This is a genomic window from Collinsella sp. AF11-11, from assembly GCF_003465485.1.
Classification (GTDB): domain Bacteria; phylum Actinomycetota; class Coriobacteriia; order Coriobacteriales; family Coriobacteriaceae; genus Collinsella.
The window spans coordinates 283771-308684 of the sequence record NZ_QSAS01000001.1 but is presented as its reverse complement, the minus strand read 5'-3'; the positions used below and the strand labels follow the sequence as shown (position 1 = coordinate 308684).

At 60.5% G+C, this 24914-nt stretch carries 19 protein-coding genes and 2 pseudogenes; 11 read left to right on the top strand and 10 right to left on the bottom strand.

What is annotated here, in order from left to right; genetic code table 11:
- Positions 1-45: 45 nt before the first annotated feature.
- Entirely contained in the window at positions 46-1563 is a 1518-nt protein-coding gene (gene thrC, locus DWV58_RS01405; RefSeq protein ID WP_117775928.1) for a threonine synthase, read from the bottom strand.
- Between the two features lie 103 nt (positions 1564-1666).
- Here thrC and DWV58_RS01400 point away from each other — a divergent pair, with 103 nt between their 5' ends.
- The 5 genes and pseudogenes from DWV58_RS01400 to DWV58_RS09975 all read left to right on the top strand — a co-directional run bounded on the left by DWV58_RS01400 (position 1667) and on the right by DWV58_RS09975 (position 7045).
- Complete coding sequence (locus tag DWV58_RS01400) at positions 1667-3055, top strand: aspartate kinase (RefSeq protein WP_117775927.1); 1389 nt, start codon at positions 1667-1669, stop codon at positions 3053-3055.
- Between the two features lie 174 nt (positions 3056-3229).
- Positions 3230-4255: an aspartate-semialdehyde dehydrogenase gene (locus DWV58_RS01395; protein WP_117775926.1), complete on the top strand. Its 1026-nt coding sequence runs from the start codon at positions 3230-3232 to the stop codon at positions 4253-4255.
- A gap of 694 nt (positions 4256-4949) precedes the next feature.
- Positions 4950-5525: a methylated-DNA--[protein]-cysteine S-methyltransferase gene (locus tag DWV58_RS01390; RefSeq protein WP_233508860.1), complete on the top strand. Its 576-nt coding sequence runs from the start codon at positions 4950-4952 to the stop codon at positions 5523-5525.
- A gap of 196 nt (positions 5526-5721) precedes the next feature.
- Positions 5722-6222, top strand: a complete 501-nt coding sequence (locus DWV58_RS01385) for a cell wall metabolism sensor histidine kinase WalK (protein ID WP_117637629.1) — start codon at positions 5722-5724, stop codon at positions 6220-6222.
- Positions 6223-6370: 148 nt separating this feature from the next.
- Positions 6371-7045, top strand: a pseudogene (locus tag DWV58_RS09975) (TIGR00266 family protein).
- Between the two features lie 162 nt (positions 7046-7207).
- Here the strand turns inward: DWV58_RS09975 and DWV58_RS10120 are convergent.
- Positions 7208-7348, bottom strand: a pseudogene (locus DWV58_RS10120) (hypothetical protein); the annotation flags it as partial.
- A gap of 109 nt (positions 7349-7457) precedes the next feature.
- On the opposite strand from DWV58_RS10120, the gene DWV58_RS01370 reads away from it, so the two are divergent.
- Positions 7458-8159 (top strand): ABC transporter ATP-binding protein, encoded by a 702-nt coding sequence (locus tag DWV58_RS01370; RefSeq protein ID WP_117774146.1) that lies wholly within the window; start codon positions 7458-7460, stop codon positions 8157-8159.
- Between the two features lie 5 nt (positions 8160-8164).
- Positions 8165-10930, top strand: coding sequence for an ABC transporter permease (locus tag DWV58_RS01365; RefSeq protein ID WP_233540471.1), 2766 nt, complete (start codon positions 8165-8167; stop codon positions 10928-10930).
- Between the two features lie 56 nt (positions 10931-10986).
- On the opposite strand, the gene DWV58_RS01360 is transcribed toward DWV58_RS01365, so the two are convergent.
- The 3 genes from DWV58_RS01360 to DWV58_RS01350 all read right to left on the bottom strand — a co-directional run bounded on the left by DWV58_RS01360 (position 10987) and on the right by DWV58_RS01350 (position 14603).
- Positions 10987-11904 carry a helix-turn-helix domain-containing protein gene (locus DWV58_RS01360; RefSeq protein WP_117775925.1) on the bottom strand — a complete coding sequence of 306 codons (918 nt, stop codon included), beginning with the start codon at positions 11902-11904 and terminating at the stop codon, positions 10987-10989.
- Positions 11905-12297: 393 nt separating this feature from the next.
- Positions 12298-13377, bottom strand: coding sequence for a 6-phosphofructokinase (locus DWV58_RS01355; RefSeq protein WP_117736125.1), 1080 nt, complete (start codon positions 13375-13377; stop codon positions 12298-12300).
- Between the two features lie 140 nt (positions 13378-13517).
- A complete protein-coding gene (locus tag DWV58_RS01350; RefSeq protein WP_117775924.1) occupies positions 13518-14603 on the bottom strand; it encodes a carcinine hydrolase/isopenicillin-N N-acyltransferase family protein in 1086 nt (361 codons plus the stop codon).
- Positions 14604-14764: 161 nt separating this feature from the next.
- Between DWV58_RS01350 and DWV58_RS01345 the strand changes: the two genes are divergently transcribed.
- Positions 14765-16150, top strand: a complete 1386-nt coding sequence (locus DWV58_RS01345) for a M18 family aminopeptidase (protein ID WP_233540470.1) — start codon at positions 14765-14767, stop codon at positions 16148-16150.
- Positions 16151-16725: 575 nt separating this feature from the next.
- Here DWV58_RS01345 and DWV58_RS01340 read toward each other — a convergent pair.
- The 3 genes from DWV58_RS01340 to DWV58_RS01330 all read right to left on the bottom strand — a co-directional run bounded on the left by DWV58_RS01340 (position 16726) and on the right by DWV58_RS01330 (position 19619).
- Positions 16726-17661 carry a D-2-hydroxyacid dehydrogenase gene (locus tag DWV58_RS01340; RefSeq protein WP_117775923.1) on the bottom strand — a complete coding sequence of 312 codons (936 nt, stop codon included), beginning with the start codon at positions 17659-17661 and terminating at the stop codon, positions 16726-16728.
- A 133-nt stretch (positions 17662-17794) separates the two neighbouring features.
- Positions 17795-18682, bottom strand: coding sequence for a type I methionyl aminopeptidase (map, locus tag DWV58_RS01335; protein ID WP_117775922.1), 888 nt, complete (start codon positions 18680-18682; stop codon positions 17795-17797).
- A 160-nt stretch (positions 18683-18842) separates the two neighbouring features.
- Positions 18843-19619 carry a radical SAM protein gene (locus DWV58_RS01330; RefSeq protein WP_117775921.1) on the bottom strand — a complete coding sequence of 259 codons (777 nt, stop codon included), beginning with the start codon at positions 19617-19619 and terminating at the stop codon, positions 18843-18845.
- Between the two features lie 225 nt (positions 19620-19844).
- Here DWV58_RS01330 and DWV58_RS01325 point away from each other — a divergent pair, with 225 nt between their 5' ends.
- The 3 genes from DWV58_RS01325 (at position 19845) to DWV58_RS01315 (ending at position 23114) form a co-directional block, all read left to right on the top strand.
- A complete protein-coding gene (locus DWV58_RS01325; RefSeq protein ID WP_117775920.1) occupies positions 19845-20642 on the top strand; it encodes an alpha/beta fold hydrolase in 798 nt (265 codons plus the stop codon).
- 210 nt (positions 20643-20852) lie between these two features.
- Positions 20853-22733 carry an HD domain-containing phosphohydrolase gene (locus DWV58_RS01320; RefSeq protein WP_117775919.1) on the top strand — a complete coding sequence of 627 codons (1881 nt, stop codon included), beginning with the start codon at positions 20853-20855 and terminating at the stop codon, positions 22731-22733.
- A gap of 24 nt (positions 22734-22757) precedes the next feature.
- On the top strand, positions 22758-23114 hold the full coding sequence (locus DWV58_RS01315; RefSeq protein WP_117775918.1) for an Hpt domain-containing protein: 357 nt from the start codon (positions 22758-22760) through the stop codon (positions 23112-23114).
- A 109-nt stretch (positions 23115-23223) separates the two neighbouring features.
- On the opposite strand, the gene DWV58_RS01310 is transcribed toward DWV58_RS01315, so the two are convergent.
- Together DWV58_RS01310 and DWV58_RS01305 are read right to left on the bottom strand one after the other, a co-directional pair.
- Positions 23224-24033, bottom strand: coding sequence for a gamma-glutamyl-gamma-aminobutyrate hydrolase family protein (locus tag DWV58_RS01310; protein ID WP_117775917.1), 810 nt, complete (start codon positions 24031-24033; stop codon positions 23224-23226).
- An 88-nt stretch (positions 24034-24121) separates the two neighbouring features.
- Positions 24122-24886, bottom strand: a complete 765-nt coding sequence (locus tag DWV58_RS01305) for an amino acid ABC transporter ATP-binding protein (protein WP_117775916.1) — start codon at positions 24884-24886, stop codon at positions 24122-24124.
- Positions 24887-24914 lie beyond the last annotated feature (28 nt).

Here is a 24914-nt window from a genome sequence, read left to right as displayed (position 1 = left end):
GATGAAAGAAGGTGCGCCGGCTTTCGCCGGCGCTTAATAAGGGGTTTAGTTAGTAGCCATCTTTTTTGCTGCAGACTCGACGTAGCTTGCCATCTCATCGACGTCGCAGACGTCTTCGAAGCGGACGGGTTTGGATTCGAGTTCGGCGAGCTGGGTCGGGGCGACCGTGTTGGTGGCCTGCTCGAGCACACGCATAGCCTCAAAATCATCCTCGGGAACGTCGAGCCCCAGGGCGTCGCAGCAGGCGCGCGGGAACTTGTAGGGGCTGGCGGTCGAAAGCAGCACGCGGGCCTTGGCGCCCTCGGCGGAAGCGACCTGCTCAAAGACGTGATAGCCGCAAGCGGTGTGCGGGTCGATCACGTAGCCGTTGGCGTCCCAGCAGCTCTTGATGGCAGCGCGGACCTCGTCCTCGCTGGCCCAGCCGCAGCCAAACACGCTCTGGATCTTGGCCAGCAGCTCGGCGGGCACCTCGTAGCGGCCGGTCTGGGCAAGCTGATCCATAAGGCCGGCAACGAGCTCGCAGTCGCCGTCGGACAGGAAGTAGAGCATGCGCTCCAGGTTGGAGCTGATGAGGATGTCCATCGACGGCGAGATGGTCGTGAAGAACGGGCGGTTACGGTCGTAAACGCCGGTGGTCAGGAAGTCGGCAAGCACGTTGTTCTTGTCGCTCGCCACGACGAGCTTGGCGACGGGCAGACCCATGCGCTTGGCGTAGTAGCCGGCCAAGATATCGCCAAAGTTGCCGGTGGGCACGCAGAACTCTACGGCGTCGCCAGCCTCGATAGCGCCGGCGCGTAGCAGTTGCGCATAGGCGGCAAAGTAGTAGACGACCTGCGGCACCAGGCGGCCGACGTTGATGGAGTTGGCGCTCGAAAGCACAGTGCCGGCGGCTTCCAGGCGCTCGGCAAGCTCCTTATCGGCAAAGATGCGCTTGATGGCACTCTGGGCATCGTCGAAGTTGCCGCGGATGCCGCAGACGGCGACGTTATCGCCCTCCTGCGTGGACATCTGCAGATTCTGCACGCGGCTGACCTTGCCCTCGGGATAAAAGACGGTAATGCCCGTGCCCGGGGCGTCGGCAAAGCCGGCGAGTGCGGCCTTGCCCGTGTCGCCTGACGTGGCGGTGACGATCATGATGCGCTCGGCGCCGCCGTCCTTGGCGGAGGTGCGGGCCATAAGGCGGGGGAGCATCTGCAGGGCGACGTCCTTAAAGGCGCTCGTGGGGCCGCCAAAGAGCTCCATCACATAGGTCTGAGGGGCGTCGACGCCCGGTGCGGCGTCGAGTTTGACGAGCGGCGTGACCTCTTCGCTTGCAAATGTGTCGCGGTATGCCTCACTCACACAGGCAGAAATTTCTTCGGCCGTGTAATCATTCAGTAACATTCCCAACACATCTTGAGCGATTTCAAAGTAAGATTTATCTGCAAGCGAGCTGATATCGAGCTGCTGGGTGCCCAGCTCGTCCGAGACGAACAAACCCCCGTCGGGAGCGATGCCGGTGCGGATTGCCACCTTACTTGAGCACGATAAAGTGCGTCCTCGTGTACTATGATAAGTTCCCATATAACACTGCTCCTCGGATGCCTTGGTCCCAATCGGTGAACCCATGGTATCAGAGCGCGCAAAACAGGTTTGCAGAGGCTTTTAGAAAGGTAACCTCCAGCCCATGATAAAAATTGCCAAGTTTGGCGGCTCGTCGGTCGCCGACGCCGAACACTTTAAGAAGATCAAGGCCATCGTCGATGCCGACCCGGCTCGCCGTTTTGTGGTGGTTTCCGCCTGCGGTCGCCGCTTTAAGGGCGACACCAAGGTGACCGACCTGCTCTATCTGGTTAACGCACACGTTAAGTATCACGTGTCGTGCGAGGAACTGCTCGAGGACATCGGCCAGCGCTATTTTGATATCGCTGACGAGCTGGAGCTCACCTATCCCATCCGCGAGGAGTTCGCGGCCTTTGCCGAGCGCGCCCGCTCGGGCGGCTACTCCACCGAGGAGCTCGTGAGTCGTGGCGAGTACTTCACCGCTCGCCTGATGGCCGAGTATCTGGGCCTGCCGTTCCTGGACGCCGCGACGGTCGTGGCGTTCCATCACGACGGTACGCTCAGCATGAACCGCACCTCCGAGCTGGTGCAGGAGTACGGTCAGCAGGGCGGCTTTGTCATGCCCGGTTTCTACGGCGCGACGCGTGAGGGTCAAATCAAGCTGCTCGACCGTGGCGGCGGCGATATCTCGGGCTCGATCCTGGCCAAGTGCCTGGGCGCCGACCTGTACGAGAACTGGACCGACGTTTCGGGCTTCTATTCTGCTGATCCTCGCATTGTGCCCGAGGCTCAGCCCATCGCCCGCGTTACCTACGAGGAGCTGCGCGAGCTTTCGTACATGGGTGCAAGCGTCCTGCACGAGGAGGCCGTGTTCCCTGTGCGCGAGGCAGGCATTCCACTGGTCATCAAGAACACCAATGCGCCGCAGGACCCCGGCACCATCATTAGCGAGACGGCTGACGAGGGTGAGGCGGAGCCCATCATTACCGGCGTGACCGGTAAGCGCGGCTTTGTCGCCATCAACGTTGCCCGCGACCGTACCAAGCCGCGCGTCGGCTTTATGCGCCGTGCGCTTTCGGTCTTCGAACGCTATGACGTTTCCGTCGAGCACATGCCCACCGGTGTCGACCGCTTTGGTGCTGTGGTGCAGGAGCAGGACGTGCGCGATTCGCTGTACTCGCTCGTAGGCGACATTCAGCAGGAGGTCGAGCCGCTCGAGATCGAGGTGGTCGAGGGCTTGGCACTTATCGCGACCGTCGGTCGTAACCTGCGCGGCCGTGCAGGTATCTCGGGCCACCTGTTTGGTATGCTCGGCCAGGCCGGCGTGAGCGTGCGCATGATTTCGCAGAGCTGCGACGAGATCAACATCATTATCGGCGTCGAGGAGAAGGACTTCGACCTGGCGATTCGGACCATTTACCGCGCCTTCTCCGACGAGAACGGCATTGTAAAGGTCTCCGACCTGGAGGCTTCCGCGCCGGTCGATCCCGCCCTGGCCGCCTTCCGCAAGTAACGACCATCCCGGTAGATTTTTGGGACATGCCTAAAAATCTACCGTAGGGCGTTTCGTTTCGGTTTCGTTTCGACGGGGCGGGTTTCATGCCCGTCCCGTTTTTGTATAAACTGGGCAAGAAAAACCAGCCTGCTCGGCGTGCGGGCAAAAGCCACAACCTTTAAAGGGGGAAGCATGAAACAGTACACGGTTGCTATTTTGGGCGCGACGGGAGCCGTGGGCACCCAGATGCTCGAGTGCCTCAACGAGCAGGAGTTTCCGGTTGGCAAGCTCAAGCTGCTAGCGAGCGCGCGCTCTGCGGGCAAGACCGTTGAGTTCCGCGGCGAGCAGATCGTGATTGAGGAAGCTTGCCCCGAGGCCTTTGAGGGCTGCGACATCGTGCTCGGCGCCGCCGGCGACGATATTGCGAAGGAGCTACTGCCCGAGGCCGTCAAGCGCGGCGCCGTCGTGGTCGACAACAGCCACGCCTTCCGCATGGATCCCGAGGTGCCGCTGGTTGTGCCTGAGATCAATGCCGACGACATCAAGTGGCATCACGGCCTTATCGCCAATCCCAACTGCGCGACCATCATCGGCCTGGTTCCTACGTGGCCGCTGCATCAGCTCGCCGGCGTGAAGCGCATGATCGTCTCGACGTATCAGGCGGCTTCGGGTGCCGGCGCTCCCGGTATGGCCGAGCTCGAGGCTCAGCTGGCCGCCCTGGGTCGCGGCGAGGAGATTCCCGAGCCGCGTGCATTTGCCGCCCAGCTGGCGAGCAACCTGATTCCGCAGATTGGCGGCGTCAAGGAGGAGGACTTTACCTCCGAGGAGATGAAGCTGCAAAACGAGGGTCGCAAGATTATGCATCTGCCCGAGCTGCGCGTGAACTGCACCTGCGTGCGCGTGCCCGTGCTGCGCTCGCACTCCGAGAGCATTACGCTTGAGTTTGAGCGCGACATTACGGTTGAGGAGGCCCGTGCTGCGCTGGCTGCCGCTCCCGGCGTCAAGCTGGTTGACGACATGAGCGCCGAGGATGCACACGACCGCTTCCCCATGCCGATGGATACGTCCGACCAGGACCTGATTTGGGTCGGCCGCGTGCGTCGCGACATCTCGAACCCCGAGGCCGCGCGCGGTATCACCTTCTGGTGCTGCGGCGACCAAATCCGTAAGGGCGCGGCAACCAACGCCGTCCAGATCGCTAAGCTGCTCTGCGAGTAGTTTGACCTGTCCGGCGGGGGCCGGGCTTGGTTTTCAGAACGTCCTCGACCATGTGTGGCGCCTTGTCCTGCTCCTTCGGAGCCGCGGACAAGGCGCCACACTGGTCTGCGGAATGTTCTGAAAACCAAGCCCGGCCCCCGCCTGCGGTGACGCTGTTGCGAGCGCTCTGCGATGGGGACGTTGTTGGTTGGGGCCGCTGGGCTGATGTGGGGGCGCGTGGTTGTTGCGGGCTCTGGTCCCGGCGGCGGCCTCGGCGCTTCGCGCCTGCCGCCTGGGTCTACTGCGGGGCCGTGGCGGCAGCGGCGGCGCTTCGCGCCTGCTGCCTGGGGTGACTTTGGGCTTGGTGCGAATTGAGGTCTAATACTTTTCCCGTGAAGTGAACGACCTTATTTGGACCCCCGAAGCATTGGCATATTTTGACCGCTATTTCCTGCGGTTTTGCAGCGCGAATCCTGCGGTTTTTTGGTCTAAAGGTGTGGATGCTCCGGGGCTTCGTTTTTACTCGTTCACTTCTCGGGAAAGTATTAGAGCTCGGCTGACAGGGGTACCGCTCTGGTGTCGATGCCCTGCGTCTTTTTCGCTTGATTAGGGAAAACAGTCTCGCTTAAGTAATTGCGAGCCCGCCCAGACGTATCTGCGGGGTTGTCTGTACAATTCGCGGTATTATGTTGCGGAGTTTTGAAGGGAGCCGCTGGTGGTCACGACGACGTTTGCTTCGCCTTTGGGCGAAATCTTGCTTGCCGCTGATGGCCGCGGTCTGACGGGGCTTTGGTTTGAGGGGCAGGAGCACTTTGGTTCCACGCTTCTTAAAGAAAGCGCCGAATACGTTGAGGGCACCGATGCAGTTTCGGGTGCCGGGGGCATGCAGACGGTAAATCCGGCCAATGGCGCGGCTTCTTCGGTGCTAGAGCGTTCTTGGGCTTGGCTCAACGCCTATTTTGCGGGGCAGGAGCCTCGGTTTACGCCGCCGTTGCATTTGATTGGCACGGCGTTTCAGCGTGAGGTTTGGTTTGAGCTACTTTCAATTCCGCGTGGCGAGGTCGCTACGTATGGCGAGATCGCCCAGCGTGTTGCGGCTCGACATCGTGTGCCGGGAAATGAAGCGCCCGTTGTATCTCCTCGCGCGGTGGGGGCTGCGGTCGCTCGCAACCCTATTTCGATTATCGTGCCGTGCCATCGCGTGGTCGCGGCCGACGGATCGCTCAACGGATACGCCGGTGGACTGGATCGCAAAGAATGGCTGCTGCGCCTCGAGGGTGCCTATCTATAAGCTGCAGGCGGCCGCAACGCCCATGCGGCAAGCGCGCTCGCTGTACGGGCGTTGTTTGCAGGGCGAGATGTGAAGCCGCCCGTTCCTTAAGTCCGACTAAGCTATAACCTTGCTTTTTTAAATATGCTCATCGACCTGCTAAGGCAGCACTAAGGCGAGTGCGGGTGCGCTATTATCGGCGCTCACGGAGCGCTTGGTGTTCTTGGCACGCATGGACGAGGGCTCGGCGGGCTTTACCATGGCGTCGATCGATCTTTCGGAGGCGGTGAACAAGGCGGCGGCGCCGTTTAAGTCGGTGGCGGTCTCAGGCGGTAAACGCCTGTCGACGTCGATTGCGACCGGCGTGCGGACCCATGCCGATGCCGCGGCGGTGGCGCAGGTGGTTGAGTTGCTACTGGACAACGCCACGCGCTATGCGAGCGAGGGCAGCGTGATTGAGCTGAGCCTGTGCGCCGTTTCGCACGGCAAAGGCAAGGGCGCCGCCGAGCTGGTCGTATCGAACGCCGTGGACGAGCTGCCCGAGGGCGATCTGGACCGATTGTTCGATCGCTTCTATCGTGCGGATGCGTCGCGCAGCTCCAAGACGGGTGGCTCGGGCGTGGGCCTGTCCGTGGTGCGTGCCATCGCCGAGGCCCATGGAGGCGCCGCCACCGTATCCGGTCACGGCAACCAGATTACCTTCACCGTTTGCCTTTAAAACCTGCCAAAAAGGAACAGGTTTATTTTGGCAGGTTTTATCTGGGGAAACGTTCGCAGGAGAGGGCATGGGCGGTGTGAACATATGCATCTCTACCTGCTAAAATATAGGCATCGTTATTCGGCTCCTGAGTGGAAAGGAGACGGTCATGCAGTACGAGATCGGCGGAGGGGCTTTCCCGGTTGTTACGTGCAACCTTAGCGATGGCGAATCCATGATCACCGAAAGCGGCACCATGGCTTGGATGACCCCCAACATGGAAATGTCTACCTCGGGCGGTGGCATCGGCAAGATGTTCTCCAAGGCTTTTTCGGGTGAGGCATTGTTCCAAAACATTTGGACCGCGCGTGGCGATGGCATGATCGCGTTTGGCTCCTGCTTCCCCGGCCGCATCGTGCCAATCGAGATCGGTCCGGGCAAGAGCTGGATTTTGCAGAAGCGTTCGTTCCTTGCCGCGGAAAGTGGCGTCGAGTTGAGCATTCACTTTAACAAGAAGGCAAAGGCCGGCGTCTTTGGCGGCGAGGGCTTTATCATGTAGAAGCTCACGGGCTCGGGTGTTGCTTTTGCCGAGATCGACGGCGACCTGGTTGAGTACGAGCTCGCTGCTGGCCAGCAGATGATTGTGGATACCGGCAACGTGGCCGGCTTTGAGGAGACCGTGAGCATCGACGCTCAAATGGTCAAGGGCGTCAAAAACATCATGTTTGGTGGCGAGGGCGTGTTCAACACCGTGCTCACCGGTCCCGGTCGCATCTGGTTGCAGACGATGCCCATTTCCAATCTTGCGGCAGCAGTGGCCTCGATGACCAACAACAATAACTAGTCCGCATAGGATAGCGCGCGGCGGGCTTACCCTGTCGCGCGCTTTTTTGCTGGCAAACGCCTCGCTTATAGAGTGTGGCTGCGCTGCTACAGCGAGCGTCGTCATCTCGTCACCCTGATAGCTTGCGGCAAGCGTGGCAATGAGGAGTGAGAATTTGAGTGCTCAGTCCCAAGGCATAATGGCGGCCATGCCAACAAGCAAAAACGAGTTGCCGGTGTCACGGAAAGGCAGGCGTCGGTCGATTCCACGTGAGACGGCTGTGCCGATCTGCACGGCCGCCCCTGCGCGTCCCGCGCTGCCCCCAAAGAGGTACGTTTCCCCATATAAAACCTGCCAAAATAAACCTGTCTCTTTTTGATAGGTGCGAAATGGGTAATACTAAAGAGTTATCCGACCAGATGGGAACCGATCGATGGCCTATATCGAATTTAAAGACGTCATCAAAGCATACGGCGAGGGCGATGCCCGCATTCACGCGCTCGACGGCGCGAGCTTTACCGTTGAGCGTGGCGAGCTTGCCATTATCCTGGGCGCTTCGGGCGCCGGTAAAACCACGGCGCTCAACATTCTGGGTGGCATGGATACGGCGACTTCCGGCACCGTGACGGTGGACGGGCGCGATGTGAGCTCCGCTAACGAGGCGCAGCTCGTGGAATACCGCCGCGCCGACGTCGGCTTTGTCTTCCAGTTCTACAATCTGGTCCCCAACCTGACGGCGCTCGAAAACGTCGAGCTCGCGGCGCAAATCTGCCCCGATTCACTCGATGCCGAGCAAACGCTTTGCCAGGTTGGCCTGGGCGAGCGCCTCGCCAACTTCCCCGCGCAGCTATCGGGCGGCGAGCAGCAGCGCGTGTCCATTGCCCGCGCGCTGGCCAAGAACCCCAAGCTGCTTTTGTGCGACGAGCCCACGGGTGCACTCGACTACAAAACCGGCAAGCAGATTTTGCAGTTGCTGCAGGACACCTGCCGCAAGCAGGGCATCACGGTCATTATCATCACCCATAACTCCGCGCTGGCGCCCATGGCCGATCGCCTGATCCGCTTTAAGAGCGGCCGCGTGGAGAGCGAGACGGTCCAGCAAAATCCCGTGTCTATCGAGACAATCGAGTGGTAGCGCCCATGGACCAGGACCGCCACAACAGCCAACGCCGCGATGCGCAGAACACGGAGCGCGAGCAGGATTTTACGACCTACCGCACTGCCCAAAGCTCAAACGATATGGTGCCGATGGTTTTTCGCCGTGGCATCTACCGCACAATCCGAGGCAGTCTTAAGCGCTTCTTATCCATCGTCGTAATCACGGCGCTCGGCGTGAGCGTGATGTGCGGCCTCAAGGCGGGTTGCGAGGATCTGTGCGATTCGGTCGATGCCTATTTTGACCAGCAGAATGTTTATGACATCAACGTGCAGTCGACCTATGGTCTGACCGATGACGATCTTGCGGCCATTCAGGAGGTCGACGGCGTCGAGACGGCCGAGGGCATCTATACCGAGACCGCCTATACCGCCGTGGGTACGACGCGCGAGCGTGTCGTCGTACAGAGCCTCTCCAAAGAGAATATTGACCAACCGGTGCTAGTACGCGGCGAGCTGCCCGAGACTTCGGGCGAAGTGGCAGTGACCTCACGTTTTTTGAAGGCTTCGGGCAAGAAAATCGGCGATACGGTGAGTTTTGCCGCCAATGACGCGAGCTCGTCGAACCAAAGCGCCAAGGACCAGTTTGCCGATGGGGACTACACCATTACGGCTGAGGTCCTCGATCCCACTGATGTGAGCTCCGACTCGACAGTCAACGCCTTCCGTGCCGCCTCGGCCGCGGACTACAAGTTCTACGTGAGTGAGGATGCCGCGACGTCGTCGTCCTATTCCGCGATCCACGTGATCGTCGAGGGAGCCAAGGACCTCAACTCCTATTCCGATGCCTATACGGCAAGGATTAACGAGGTCAAGGGCAATATCGAGAAGATTCGTGACGAGCGCGAAAAAGCGCGTGCCCAGGAACTGACGGCCGATACGCCGGCGAGCTTGGACGCGGCCGAGCGTCAAGCGAACATGGTCTTTGGGATTGAACAGGACAACATCAACCGTATGGCCGAGGGCAGCGAGGAGCGCGCCCAGGCTCAGGCCGATTTGGACCAGCGCCGCGCCGCCGCCGACCAGCAATTCGCCGATGCCCGCGCCGAGATTTCCGACCTTGGCGAATGCACCTGGTACATCCAGGACCGTGGCAACATCGCGAGCTACTCGAGCGTCGAGAGCGACAGCTCCTCGATCGAGGCCATCGCCACGGTCTTCCCGTTTATCTTCTTTATCGTCGCTGTGCTCATTAGCCTTACCACTGCCACGCGCATGGTCGAGGAGGAGCGCACACTCATCGGTCTGTACAAGGCACTCGGCTATTCACGCGGGCGCATCCTGTCCAAATACGTGGACTATGCGCTGTGGGCGTGCCTGATCGGTGGCGTGCTGGGCAACGTCATCGGATTTGTGGGCCTGCCGCTGTTCCTGTTTACGGTGTTCGACGACATGTACTCGCTGCCCCAGATGCTGCTTTCGTACGACATTGTGTCCTCAATCGTCTCGGTGGCGCTGTTTGCCGTGGGCGTGGTGGGCGCCACGATTATCGCCTGCCGCCACGAGATGGCCGAGACCCCAGCCTCGCTCATGCGCCCCAAGGCTCCGCGCGCCGGCTCGCGCATCTTGCTCGAGCGCATCGGCTTTATCTGGCACCGTATGGGCTTTTTGAACAAGGTCGCTGCACGCAACCTATTCCGCTATAAAAAGCGCGCCTTTATGACCATCTTCGGAATTGCCGGCTGCACAGCGCTCGTGATCTGCGGTATGGGCATCCGTGACACGTCGGTGGCGCTTTCGCCCAAGCAGTACGGGCATATCACGCGCTATGACCTCCTGGCGGTCGCCAATCCCGACGATTTTTCGAAGACGTGCGCGGCATTGGATGAGCGCAGCGCAGCCAAGGATTCCGACGTGACCGTGACTGCGACGTTGCCGATTATGACCGACAACGTTACCTTTACATTTGGCGGCAAGAGCGAGACCGTGCAACTGATCGTGGTGCCCGATGACCGCACGAGCGACCTGGACGACTACGTGTGTCTCGAGGACGAGTCCAAAGAACCACTCGCCCTGCGTGACGGGGATGTGTATTTGAGCAAGAGCTCTCAGCTGGTGCTGGGGATCAAGCCGGGTGACACGGCTCACGTCCAGGATTCGTCGCTCAATGTTGCCAAGGTCAAAGTCAGCGACATTTCGCTCAACTATCTGGGCAACACGCTCTATATGACGCAGAGCACCTACGAGCGCGCGTTCGGTCGAAGCGCGCGCCTCAACGGCATCCTTGCGCTGCTTAAGGGTTCGTCGGCCGATCAGATTGCGTTTACCAACCGTCTTAAGAGCGATGGTTGGATTACGCTGTCGAGTACCGCCGAGCATTGGGAAAACTATGAGGCAAACTTTACGATTATCAATTCGGTCGTGGTGCTTGTGACCTTTATGGCGGCGTGCCTGTCGTTTGTGGTGGTGTTTACGCTGTCCAACACGAATATCTCCGAGCGCGAGCGCGAGCTGGCGACCATCAAGGTGTTGGGCTTCCGCCGTGGCGAGGTGCACCATTACGTCAACAAGGAGACGTTGATCCTCACGGCAATTGGCGCCGCGCTGGGCGTGCCACTGGGCGGCTTGCTGGCCGAGAGTTTTACGTACATTTTGCAGATGCCGTCGCTGTACTTTGACGTCGAAGTCGAGCCGCTAAGCTACGTGCTCGCCGTGGTGCTTTCCTTTGGCTTTACGTTTATCGTCAACCTCGCCACCAATCGTACCCTCAACAAGATCGACATGGTCGGCGCCCTCAAAAGCGCCGAGTAACCTGCCAAAAAGGGACAGGTTTATTTTGACAGGTTTTATCTGGGCGAACGCCGCATCTATTGTTTGCGATGCTTCCATTGTTTACGGCACCAACGCATGAGTGCTTTTACGACCGGGATGGTGATGAGTATTACCCAGGCGGGATGGGGTTGCTCCAGGCAGAGCCACATGTAGAGGAACCATGCCTCGGCACTGACTGAATAGACGACATCGATCAGCTTAGATAAGTGGCGTTGGTCGATAAAGTCGCCAAGCGCGTAATAGACGGGAATCAAAAAGACGAGGAAGAGCCCCGTAGCCCATGCGCCGCAGATGATGCCAAGCGCCAGATAGGCGAGGGCAACCACTGCGGGAAAGAGGAATTTGTTCCATGCACGTCCGACCTTGGTGTGGAAATGCTTGCCATGATGGTCGAGCTTGTCGTGTGCTTCCTTCCAGCTGGAAAACGTCTCGCCGTCGATGGTGACGGTGCCGTCGTCATTGGTGCGTACGCTATGCCCATCGTCCTCAAGCGTATCGATATGCACGCCGCCCGGCCCCACATGTACCTCTTCGCCTTTGCGCTCGTTGGTCACATGGATGCCGCTCCAACCAACATGGACTTCCTCGCCTTTATTGGGATCAATGACGTGGATACCGCGCGCGAGGGAAATATCGACAAGTGGTTTGTTGCCGCAATCGGCGTGCTCGGCAGAACCCTCAGCCTCGTCAGCCACATCCGCCGTCTCGGTGTCGGCGCTACCGTCCTTCAGGTCGTCGGCATCGTTGGCCGCCTCCCCATACAGCAGCTCATCCAGCGACACGCCATACAGCGCGGCGAGCGCAATAAGGTTATCGGTATCGGGCGAGGATTCGCTGCGCTCCCATTTACTGACAGCCTGACGACTCACGCCCAGCTGGGCGGCAAGCGCCTCCTGAGAAAGCCCGGCAGCCTTGCGGCGATCAACGAGCCGCTGTGCCATCGCAAGATCCATAGCAGTTCCTTTCATGTGGTGACCGTAATCGAATGAGCCGAGTATGCCGAGAACAACCGGTAGCGACCACCATTTCTAGTTAGAATCTGCCCCAACCCTACCGCAACTACCGGTAGCAACCCCTAACGACCAGCCATTTCAGGACAAATGTCAGTGCTACTCTCAGCTAAGAGCCTGCAACATCCCAAAATCTCAGCCCACGCACCCGCAGCAAGAAGACGAATAGCCTCGGCCTCCCTAGTTACCGCAGGAGGCCTCAGGGCTTACATCCCAAATCTTTCCGCAGGACGGAAGGACCCCGCCGCGCGAAGCGCACGGCGGGGTCCTGACATGTCCGAGGACGATTTGGGATGTAAGCCCTGGGGTCTCCGATGAGAGCAGTTTCGGCCGAGGCTATTCGTCGCCGAAGCTGATGCCCAGCGCCTTGGCCTCGCGCACCAGATCGCTCTGGGGGTCGACATACTTGAGCTTGCCGGCGACATCCTCGAGCGGCATGTGGCACATCTTGCCGTCGCGCAGGGCAATCATGTAGCCAAACTCGCCGCGCAGGCAGCCAAGCGCGGCCTCGACGCCGCACTGGGTCGCAAAGATGCGGTCCTGGGCGTCGGGCTGACCGCCGCGCTGCGTGTGACCGGGGATGGCGACGCGGGTCTCGCGACCAGTCTTGGCCTCGATCTCCTTGGCGATGTCGTAGACAATCGACGGGCTCGTGCGCTCAGCGAGCTTTTTCTTGTACTCCTTTTTGGACAGCGCCGCGTCCTCCTTGGAGATAGCGCCCTCGGCGACGGCCACGATGGTAAAGCGGCTGCCGGTCTCCATGCGATGCTCGATGGTCTTGATGACGTTATCCATGTCGTAGGGGATCTCGGGAATCAGGATGACGTCCGCACCGCCCGCGACACCGGCGTACAGCGGAATCCAGCCAACCTTGTGGCCCATGATCTCGATGACAAACACGCGGCCGTGACTCGAGGCAGTGGTGTGGATGTCGTCGATGCACTTGGTGGCGACGTCGATGGCGCTCGTAAAGCCAAACGTCAACTCGGTGCCCCAGGTGTCGTTATCGATGGTCTTGGGCAGGGCGATAACGTTGAGGCCCTCTTCGCGCAGGCGGTTGGCGGTCTTGGTGGAGCCGTTGCCGCCCAGCATAAACAGGCAGTCGAGCTGCAGCTTATGATAGGTGTGGACCATTGCGGGCACCTTCTCGACGCCGTCGGCCTCGGGGATGTCGAGGCGCTTGAACGGCGTGCGGCTCGTGCCCAGGATGGTGCCGCCACGGGTGAGGATGCCGCTAAAATCGGCGGGCGTCATGACACGGAACCTGCTGTAGATAAGGCCCTGGTAGCCGTCCTCAAAACCATAGATCTCGATAGGCTCTTCGCTATTGGTCATAAGCGTTTTGACGATGCCGCGCATGGTGGCGTTGAGCGCTTGGCAGTCGCCGCCACTGGTAAGAAGACCGATCCTGAGCATGATGAATCCTTCCGGGCAAGTTATAACATGCGCATAAGTTTACCCCCGCACACTGTTGATACGGGGGTAAAACGTGTTAGCTCAAGCGTATAGAAATGTAAGCAACGTCAGGTGAGCGTAAGGTCGACGGGCCTGGCTCCTTACGGCGTGAAGGCGTCGACGTCGCCCCAGTGGCGGCGCAGCGTGACGGCGGCAGCGGGCTCGGTGTTGTCAAAGACGACCGACCACTGCGTGTTGCTGGTGATGTCTTCCGGATTGGGCTCTTGCGCCGCAGCGCGTAGGGCCTTCCAAGCGACTGCCTCGTCTTGGGCGCCGGCACGGGCGTCAAGGACACCGGCGATTGCGACGGCGCGTTCCTTGCCATGGCCCAGCTCGCCATTCTTTTGGTTGGGGAGCACCTCGTCACCATAGCAGGCGTAGAAGTTCGTGACCTGGCGTACGGGCGTCGCCTTGCATGCACGGTCGGGATCGCGCGGATCCCACTCCACCACCCGCGCGTCACCGGCGGCGTCGTTGATAAAGAAGTGGTAGTCGCGTCCGGCCATGGCGTGCATGTCGTAGGCAGAAAGCAGGTTGACGGCCTCTTGCGTGGTGGCGGCACGGTCGAGCACCAGACGGATGGCGAGCGAGGTATTGATGACGGGGCGTTGCGTGTCCTGGTCACAGGGTTTGGAATCCAGGGTGAGCACGGCAATGGACACGCCACATTCGTTAACACCGTCGAGCTGGGCAAACGGGCCCATCAACGCCGCAGCGCGTCCGCCGACGGAGTCAAGCGGAGTGTTATCGCCCAGGTTGTTAAGAGCAGCAAACCCGATGGAGGCATAACCGCCGCGTGGGTGATTGCGCACCAGCAGCGCCGAGGTGTCGTCCTTAAAGTCGTAATTGCGACCGGTGCGCACGCGGCCTTCGGCATCTACGGCGACAAAAGCGCTGCAGGCAAACTGGGGCGCCTGGACATGTGCCGGCACACCGGGCAGCACCTGCGCCACCACGGCATCGATGTAGGCCTGGTCGTCGCGCACGCCAGCGGCAATGATGCGATCAAGATCGTAGTCGTAGGCAATGTCGATTGCGTACAGGTCATAGCCATCCGTGTAGCCGGTCAAGCGTTTGAGTGACGCGGCGGACTTGATTTGTTTGTGACAAACGGTGCCGGTGGCAGCGGCAAGGCCGACGGCGACTCCCGCGACACCGCAGGCGATGGCAATGTTACGTGGCTTCATGACGGCTCCTTTCGTCCTGTTAGCGTAATTGTCGCAAAAGGAGTGCGGGCATGATGGCTCAACTTGGCGAGCGGCGCGGGATTAAACATGGAATGAAAGGCACGGCACTGGCGCGGCGGGGTATGCTGGAGGGGACCATCAACCCAGCGAAAGGGGAGAGCATGACGGATCAGGAAACGCCCGAGCGCGCGCATGTGACGGCAGACGATATCGAGGCCGCAAACGACCTCATCGACTTTATCGAGGCATGCCCCAGCATGTTCCATACGGCGGCGACCATTATGGCCGAGCTCGACGAGGCGGGCTTTACCTACCTGCCCGAGAACGCGGCGTGGGATATCGAACCGGGTGGGCGCTATTACACGCAGCGCAACACCTCGAGTGTTATTGCCTTTAAGGTGGGCGAGGACTTGGCCGCGACGTGGGGCGAGGACGGCGTTGCCGGCGACTACCATTTTCAGCTGACGGCGTCGCACAGCGACTCGCCGACGTTTAAGGTCAAGGCCGTGCCCGAGCTCGACGGCGCGGGCGAGACGCTGCGCCTGAACACCGAGGCCTACGGCGGCATGATCGACTACACCTGGTTCGACCGTCCGCTGGCGCTTGCGGGCCGCGTGCTGGTGCGCGAGGGCGACCGTATCGAGAGCCGCTTGCTTGCCACCGAGCGCGAGGTCGCCATCATTCCGAGCCTTGCCATCCACATGAACCGCGGCGTTAACGAGGGCTTTGCTCCCAACCGAGCCGTCGACCTGTGCCCGCTCATCAGCGCCGGCGAGCTTAAACAGGGTGACTTCGATGCCCTGATCGCTGACGAACTGGATGTTGAGCCCGAGCAGATTCTGGGCCGCGACCTGTTCCTCGTCAACCGACAGGATGCGCGTATTTGGGGCTGGGCCGACGAGTTTATCTCGACGCCCAAACTTGACGACCTGGCTTGCGCCTACACCTCGCTGCAGGCATTTTTGGGTGCCGAGAACGCGCACGACGTTTCGGTCTTCTGCTGCTTTGATAACGAGGAGGTTGGCTCCGAGACCAAGCAGGGCGCCATGTCGACGTTCTTGGCCGACGCGCTGCGCCGCATCAACGGGTCGCTGGGCTTCGACGACGAGTCGTACCACCGTGCGCTTGCCGCCTCGATGCTCGTGAGCTGCGACAACGCGCATACCGTGCACCCCAACCACGCCGAGAAGTGCGACGCCCGCAACCAGGTTGTGCTCAACGGCGGCATCGTCATCAAGGAGGCCGCCAACCAGCACTACTGCACCGATGCCTTTAGCCGCGCGGTGTTCCAGGCCATCTGCGATGACGCCGACGTACCCACGCAGGCCTTTGCCAACAAGAGCGATATGGCGGGCGGTTCTACCCTGGGCAATCTGTCCAATATGCAGGCGAGCATGCACGCCGTGGACGTGGGCCTGCCGCAGCTTGCCATGCACTCGAGCTACGAGACCGGCGGCGTACGCGACGTGATGTACGCCATCCGCGCCCTCACCGCCTTCTACGAGCGAAACCTAACCATCAACGGCGCCGAAAGCGTGGAGCTCTAAATGCGAGCCGAAGAAATGAAGGCCGAGCGTGGGGCTCAGCTTATTGATCGGGGTTTTACAGCTGTTCGTCGCCGCTTGCCATGAGTCAGGGGTCGACGTGTCCAAGGCGCGACCAACGAGTGCTGAAGAACTCAAGCGTAACGCCTATTCGGACCGCTATGACGAGGAGACGGACTGGCTCTAATAAGCGAAGTGTCGAAAACGCTAGATGTATGTTTGATATCACTTTGGCGAGAGTGTCGCAGACAGAACTACCGGTATGGCGCAAGCCAACCTGACCCCATTGCACCAAACCTACCAAAAAGGGACAGGTTTATTTTGGCAGGTTTTATCTGGGCAAATGCCACAACGCCAACGGCAAGACGGAACTGCTAAGGCTTGCAGATGAAGCCGACGCCAGCGAAACGCCGCAGGTAGAGCGCACGCCAGCGAGAGCCCGCCGTTTGAGCCAAGGTGCCGTGAAATGAAAAGGCGCTGACCTTCTGGTCGCGCCTTTGAAATTGAACGGTAGATTGGCTCAAACGGCGGGCTCGCAGCGTCGAGGGGTTCCGGCGTTTGGTAAAACGCCGGAACAATCAGTGTTCGATCCAGCAACGCAGGGTCTCGCCGGCTTGCAGGTGACGCAGGTTCTCCGCGGCGATGTCGACCACATTGTTGAGCGTGGCTGCCAGGTGGAACCAACCTGAGACGTGCGGCGTGATGAGCATGTTGGGTGCATCCCACAGTGGGCTTGTCTCAGACAGCGGCTCGGGGTCGGTGACGTCGACCGCGGCGCCGGCGAGATGGCCCGACTCCAGGGCGGCAACCAAGTCGTCGGCGACCACAAGGTCGCCGCGGCCGCCGTTGGCAAAGAAGGCGCCCGGCTTCATCGCGGCGAAGAACTCGGCGTTCGCCAGGCCGCGGGTCTCGGGTGTGCTGGGCATAAAGGATGCGACGATGTCAGCCTCGGCCAGGCGCTCGGGCAGGGCATCCATGCCGTCCATGTCCTCAAACACAATGGGGTAGACGAGTGGATGGCGCTTGATGCCGCGGACGTGTGCGCCCATGCTGCGGCAGAGCGTGGCAAAGTGGCCGCCGATATCGCCCGCGCCCAGCACCAGCACGTTGGCATTTTTGAGCGAGGTGACCGGCCCCAAGTCCTCCCAGCGATGCTCACGCTGCAGGTCCTGGTAGCCGGGCAGGCGCTTCATCATGGAAAGGACCATGGCAAACATGTGCTCGCTCACGGCCTGACCGTAGGCGCCGATCGAGCAAGACAGCTTGGCGTCAGCCGGCACGGTGCCGGCAGCAAGGTAGTCGTCATAGCCCGCGGTCTGCAGCTGCAACAGCTGGAGATGCTCGCATGCGGTAAGCAGGGCAGGGTCTATGTTGCCCAAGATCACGTCGGCGTTGGCGACTTGTTCATGCGTGATGGCGTCGGCGCTCGTATAGATAAAGTTCTCGCCCGGAGCGCTCGACTCAAGGATCGCACGGTGACGATCGTTGACGGGCAGCAAAACCAGGATGTTCACAAACAGTCCTCTCCGCTCAACCTACCAAAAAGGGACAGGTTTATTTTGGCAGGTTTTATCAGGCAAAACGCTATACAAACGCCGGGCTTCGCGATGGTTAACATATCCATCGTGAAGCCCGGCGCATCCGCGGCTACCAGCTCAGCAGCTCGTAGCCGTCCTCGGTCACTACGAGCTGTACCTCGCACTGGGCCGAATCGCTGCCGTCCTTGGTGCGCACACACCAGCCGTCGCCCTTGCTAATCTTGATGTCGGGCGCTCCGGCATTGACCATGGGCTCGATGGTAAAGACCATGCCCGGAGCCATGATGGTGTCCACATCGGGCGCCTCGGTGGTAAAGCCTACAAACGGGTCCTCGTGGAACTCCTTGCCAATGCCGTGTCCGCCGTACTCGCGCACCACGCTAAAACCGGCGTCCTCGACCGTCTTTTGCACGGCCTCGGCCATCACGGACAGCGGTAGCCATGGCTTGACGGCGGCTAGACCCGCTTCCACGCTGGCGCGAGTGACGTCGACCAGACGCTGGCGCTCGGCAGAGACCTTGCCGATGCAGAACATGCGGCTCGAATCGCTAAAGTAGCCGTCCAAGATCGTGGAACAATCGACGTTGATGATGTCGCCCTCGTGCAGCACGTCCGTATCGCAGGGGATGCCGTGACAGACCACGTCGTTGATCGAGGTGCACACGCTCTTGGGGTAGCCCTCATAGTTGAGGTCAGCCGGCGTGCCACCGTGTTCGATGGTGTAGTCGTAGATCATCTGGTCGATCTGGTTGGTGGTCATGCCCGCGGCGATGTGCTCGCCTACGTAGTCGAGCACGCCCACGTTGATGGCGGCCGAACGCTTGATACCCTCGATATCGGCGGGTGTCTTGTAGAGCGTGCGGGGCAGAACCTCCCAGCCCTCTTCCCACAGGCGCTCGAGGCGCTCGTCAAAGGCGCTATGGCATTTCTTATATTTTTTGCCGCTGCCGCACCAGCAAGCATCGTTGCGGCCGGGCACGGGTCCGTTGTCAAACATGGCTAACTTCCTTTCATTCGCAGCTAGTATAGCCCACCCACGCGTCCATAAAAGTTGCGGTGATATAGTTCCGATTTAAGCGGTTTAACAGCACAAACAGGAACTATATCACCGCAACTGATGGAGTGGGATGGCGGGCGCTGGCTGCTGTGTGGTTTTGCTAGTAGCTCACCTGGCAGGGGATGCCGAGGGCGCGTACGCGCGCGGCAATGGCGTCGAGCACCTCGGGCGCAGCTTTGGCAAGGCCGGCGACCGGCGTCTCGCGCGCCACCGTGTAGATGGTCGCTTCTTGTGGGCGAATGCGCTCAAGCGCCGCGAGCCAGGGGGCAACGTACTCCTCGCCGGTGTTGTCGATGGGCTTGCCCTGATACTCGCCGGTCAAAAAGATCGTCTGGATAATAACGTGACCGTCAAAGCTTGCGAACGTCTCGATCTGGTGCTCGACGTCGTAGGCGCCAACGGGCTGGTCGAGCAGCTGGATAAACGCCGGGTCGACGATATCGAGCTTGAGGATGTTGTCGTCGACCATCATGAGCGCGTCGTGCACTTCGGGGCGGTCGGCGCGCGTGCCGTTGGAGAGCACGGCGATCTTGGAGTTTGGGGCAAGCTCGTCGCGCAGCGCGACGGCGCCGGCGATGGCCTGCGGAAACTCCGGTGCGGCGGTGGGCTCGCCGTTGCCTGCGAAGGTGATCACATCGGGGAGCTCGCCCTCGGCTGCCATCTCGCGCAGCTTTGCCTCGAGCGCGTCGAGTACCACGGCAGCCGTGTTGTACGGCTCATGACAGGGGCGCTCGGCGTTGAGGCCGTTTTCGCAGTAAATGCAGTCGAACGTGCAGATTTTGCCGCTGGCCGGCATCATGTTGACGCCGAGCGAGAGGCCAAGGCGACGGCTGCGAACGGGCCCAAAGATGGGGCTGGCATTCAAAAACGTAGACATAGGCATATGCTCCTCAAGACAATTGTGCCTAAGCATAGCATCGGCTCCAAAGCAAGGTGTGGGCTCTTGCTTTACAAGTTTCGTTTTTTCACGTCGCTCATGATGCCGTGCCATGAAAAGCCTCGGGTCGGGTACAGTTAATCTGTTAACAAGGCGTAAGGCAATGCGGGTCCATCCAACCGCACTGACGTGCAACTGGATGAGCATTGATGATGGGGGCACAACATGGATTTTACGGTCGAGAATGCGGGCACCACGATTGCCTGTCGCGAATATGCCGGCCCAGATGTGTCGCCTGATACTCCTGCCTTGGTGTGCGTGCACGGCGCTTGTGTCGACGGCGTCTTCTTTGACGCCATCGCCCGCGAGCTCGCCTGTGACTACCGCGTCATTGCCTACGATCGCCGCGGTTGCGGCGAGAGCGGCGACGCTGCAGACGGACGCTACGACCTCGCCGCCCAGGCCGCCGACCTGCAGGCCGTTATTGAGCATATCGGCGCTCCGGCAAACGTGCTCGCGCACAGTGCCGGTACGCTGGTGACCCTGGAGCTTCTCCGTGCAAACCCCGCCATAATCTCGCGTGCGATTCTGCATGAACCCGCCGTGACGGATGATGGTGCCGGCCTGGGCGCGGCCCCAGTTTTGCTCGAGATGATCGCCGCGGGAAAGGTCTCCAGGGCATTACGGGCCTTCCTGGGCGCCATCGGCGATTCGGACCCTGAGGCCCCCAAGTTAACCGAGGCAGAAGCCAAGCATGCCCTGCGCAACGGCCGCAGTTTCATGGCGAACGAATACGGGATTACTATGACCTGCGTTCCCGATTGGAATAGCGTTCGCGCGTCAAAAACGGTGGCCGCCGTGCTCCTGGGCGAGCTCTCGATTGGCACGCCCCGCGAGGCTGGCACGCGAGCGGCTGCCGAATATCTCGATTGCCCTCTCGTGACGATCCCGGGCGCGCATAACGGTCTGCGCGATCGCCCGGCAGCGGCTGCCCGGGCTGTCCGTGGCATCCTGGGGCTCTAACACCCGCAATGGCCAAAGCAGGCTTCACCCGCAAACGTTTCGGCCGTGTTAACAAATGTGCTCAAAACCTCACGTCTGCGACTTCAATCGCGCCGCCTGCCAACTCATAAAAATGTAACAGCATTCACGTACTTACCTGCATCGACAAGGTGTTACCCTTGTAGCATTTGGAACCCACCGCTACCATGCGAAACTATCGAAAGGGCCCATATGCTCAATAATCACGAGGTCAATCTAACCGACGAGGAGGCTGCCGCTGAGGTCGCCCGTGTCGCGAAGACCTACCCCGTGGTGCGTTTGCTGTCGGCCGATCAGATTAAGAGCGAGCCTAACTGCTTGCTCGCCGGCGATCGCTGCCCTTGTCTGCGTCAGTCGAGTCTTGAGGCTTTGGCAGACTCCGATGAGGTGTCGGAGCAACTGCTCAATGATGGCACTGAGTACCGCGCCCGTCTACGCCCTCTGAAGGTCGAGGGCGAGCCTCACGTCTTGCTGATGGTGCGTCCGATTGATGAGCAAGAGGCCGCGGAAGAGGACCTTGTCTACACCGACGTGCTGACGAGCGTGCGCAATCGCCGATATTACGAGGAAAAGCTTCGCAGCGCCCGCATGAATGCCGGCGTTGCGATGATCGACGTTGATGATTTTAGGGCCTTCAACGATACGTGTGGCCGTCATGCCGGCGACCTTGCGCTCGGTGCTGTGGCGACAGCCATACGCAGCGGAATTCGTTCGACTGACGAGCTTGTGCGCTATGGCTGCGACAAGTTTGTGGTTGTCATGCCCAATATTCCCTCCGATGACTTCACCCGTCGCCTGCATCAGGTGTCCGATGCCGTTCATTCCACGATTATTCCGGGCCATGAGTACGTGAGCTTGACGGCATGTGTTGGTGGCGTTCGCATTCATGGCGAGACGGTCGATGAGGGCGTTGGCCGCGCTGCCCAGTTATTGAGCCGCGCTAAGGCAAAAGCCGGTACGGTCGTGACCGATGCCGATTCCATCGAGGCCTTCCAAAGCGAAAAGCCCTTGGTGCTTATTATCGATGACTCCGAGATGAACCGAGCCATTCTCAGCGAGATGCTCAAGGACGAGTATTGCATCCTCGAGGCCGATAACGGTCGTATAGCGCTCGACATGGTCGACCGCTATGGCGATGAGTTGTCGCTCGTGATGCTGGACATTGTCATGCCGGGCATAAGCGGCTTTGAGGTGCTGGCCGATCTGTCGCGCCGAACGGGTATCGACAATCTGCCTGTCATCATGATTTCGAGCGAAGATTCCGATGATATGGTTCTGCGCGCGTACGAGCTGGGCGCCTCGGACTATATCAACCGCCCGTTTGACTCCCGTGTCGTGCGCCGCCGCGTAAGCAACACCATCCGCCTGTACGCCAAACAGCGCCGCCTGACGAACCTGCTGTCCCAACAGTACAACGAGCGCGTCAAGAACAGTCGCATGCTCATCGACATCATGGCCGGCGTCATGGAGCTTCGCAACGGCGAGAGCGGTAGGCACGTTACGAACATCGAAAAGCTGACCGAGCTGCTGCTTGGCTATCTGGTCCAGCGTAGCGGCACGGTCTCCCTCGACAATGAGGAACGCTCCACGATCGCTCTGGCTTCGGCGCTGCACGATATCGGCAAGATGTCGATTGACGATGCGATTCTCAACAAGCCCGGACGCCTTACGTCCGAGGAGTTCGAGATTATGAAGACGCATACCACGATCGGCGCCGACATGCTGCTTGAGCTGGGTAGCCATCACGCCGGCAATGCGCTTATGGAATATGCGTACCAGATTGCGCGTTGGCATCACGAGCGCTGGGACGGCAAGGGTTATCCCGATGGCCTTAAGGGCGACGAAATTCCCATTGCCGCGCAGGTGGTTTCGGTGGCTGACGTGTACGATGCACTGACGAGCGTGCGTGTGTACAAGGATGCTATCCCGCACAAGGAGGCGATCCAGATGATCCTGGACGGTAAGTGCGGCACCTTTAACCCGCTGTTGCTCGACTGCCTGCTCGAGGTGCAAGACCAAATTGCCGAGACGTTGGCACGCCCCGCCGACGTTGTCGCGTTTCCCACGATTTAGTTTGACCAAAGGAGTTTTTAATCCATGATTTCCATGCGTGAGGCGTATGAGAAGATCGGCGCTAATTATGACGATGCGTGCGCTCGGCTGATGGGCGAGGAAATGCTTGCCCGCTTTGCCCTCAAGTTTTTGGATGACGAGAGCATGGACAAGCTGGAGGCTGCCATGGCGGCAGGAGACGCCAAGAGTGCGTTTATGGCAGCGCACACGCTCAAGGGCGTGAGCCAGAACCTGGGATTCAACAATCTGTACGAGCCGGCGGTCGTGGTGACGGAAGCGCTGCGCGGCGCCGATGCCGTTGACGGCGCTCGCGAGGGAATGCATGCGCTGCAGCAGCAATATGCGGCTACGATGTCGGCCCTGCGCGAGGTGGCTGAATAAGAGCTTGCGAGCCTTGGGTTGTCCCAAGTCTGCTGATGTAGTCACAAAAGGGCGCCCCGCCGTACCATGCGGCCGGCGGGGCGCCCTTATCTGTTGTGTGGTTCGCGAGCTAGCGGGCTCGCTTAACCTTTGCCGCTGCCTCGACAAACGACTTCCACAGGTTAAAGTCGGTCTCGAGCGTTTGCCAGGTGTACTCGGGGTGCCATTGCACGCCCAGGCAGAACGGCTGGCCCTCGACCTCGATGCACTCGGGTACGCCATCGGTTGCCTTGGCAACCAGGCGCGTGCTCTTGCCCAGGCGGTCGACGCAGCAATGATGTGCGGAGTTGGTCTGGATCAGCCTGTGCCCGCCAACCGCGCGCTCCAGCAGCGAGCCCGGCACGACTTCGACCGGGTGCACGGGGTCGTTGAGCACGTGGGTATGGCGCCACTGCGTGCGGCCCTCGCGCGCGCCCAGGCTCGGCACGTCCATGCACAGGGTGCCGCCGGTGGCGACATTGAGCAGCTGCGTGCCGCGGCAGGTGGTAAAGAGCGGCTTCTTGGCGCGAAGCACCTCGTTAACCAGCTTAAACTCAAAACGGTCGCGAATCTCGCAGCACAGCGTGGGATCGTAAGGACGCTCGTCGCCCCAGCGTTTGGGATTGACATCGGGGCCGCCGGGAATGGCGATGCCGTCGGCGATATCGACGTAATGACGGATAACCTCAATGTCCTCGGTGATGGACATCTGCAACGGCAGGCCGCCGGCGGCAAGGATAGCATCGACAAAGACACTGGCGATTTCCTCGTTGGGGGAGAGCGTCTCGCTTAAAAACGGCTTTGCTTCTTCCCAGCGCGGCGCGACGAGGATGAGCGGGCGGTCGGCGGGGGCGACGTCGACATGCGGGGTAAAGGACGATGAAGTGCGGGTTCCAATCATGGGCGTGGCTTTCGAATCCGGGTGGACATGGCGCAGGGGCGGCGCGGGGCAAACGCTGTTGATGAATTTGCCCCGCGTGGCAATTGGGCTAGTGGCCCTTGATGGAGTTGAGGAAGTCTTGGGCGCGCTTGGTCTGGGGATGGTCGAAGAACTCGTCGGGTGTGCCGGTTTCCACGATCTGGCCGTCGGCCATAAACACGACGCGGTCGGCAACGCGGCGGGCGAAGTTCATCTCGTGCGTAATGACGATCATCGTCATGCCCTGCTGGGCCAGGCGGACCATGACCTCGAGCACCTCGTTGATCATCTCGGGGTCAAGGGCACTCGTGGGCTCATCGAAGAGCATGGCCTTGGGCTGCATGGCAAGAGAACGGGCGATGGCCACGCGCTGCTGCTGGCCGCCCGAAAGCTGTGCGGGCACCTTATCGGCCTGTTCGGCAACGCCCACGCGGCTCAACAGATCCATGGCGCGCTCACGAGCCTCCTCCTTGGAGACGCCCAGCACATCGACCGGTCCCAGCATGACGTTCTGCAGCACCGTCATATGTGCGAACAGGTTGAACTGCTGAAACACCATGCCCAACTCGGCGCGCATGCGGGCAAGGTCTCTGCCTTCCTGCGGCAAGGGCTCGCCCTCGATGAGGATCTCGCCCGAGTCGATGGTTTCCAGGCGATTGATGGTGCGGCACATGGTCGACTTGCCCGAGCCCGAGGGGCCGATCACGACGACGACCTCGCCGCGGTCGACCGAGAGATTGATGTCGTTGAGGACGTGCAGATCGCCGTAGTGCTTATCGACGTGCCTGAGCTCGATCAGCGGCTGATTGCCGGTGAATGAGGTGCTCTGTGCCATGGTGCTCGGCTCCTTATGACTCGAAATG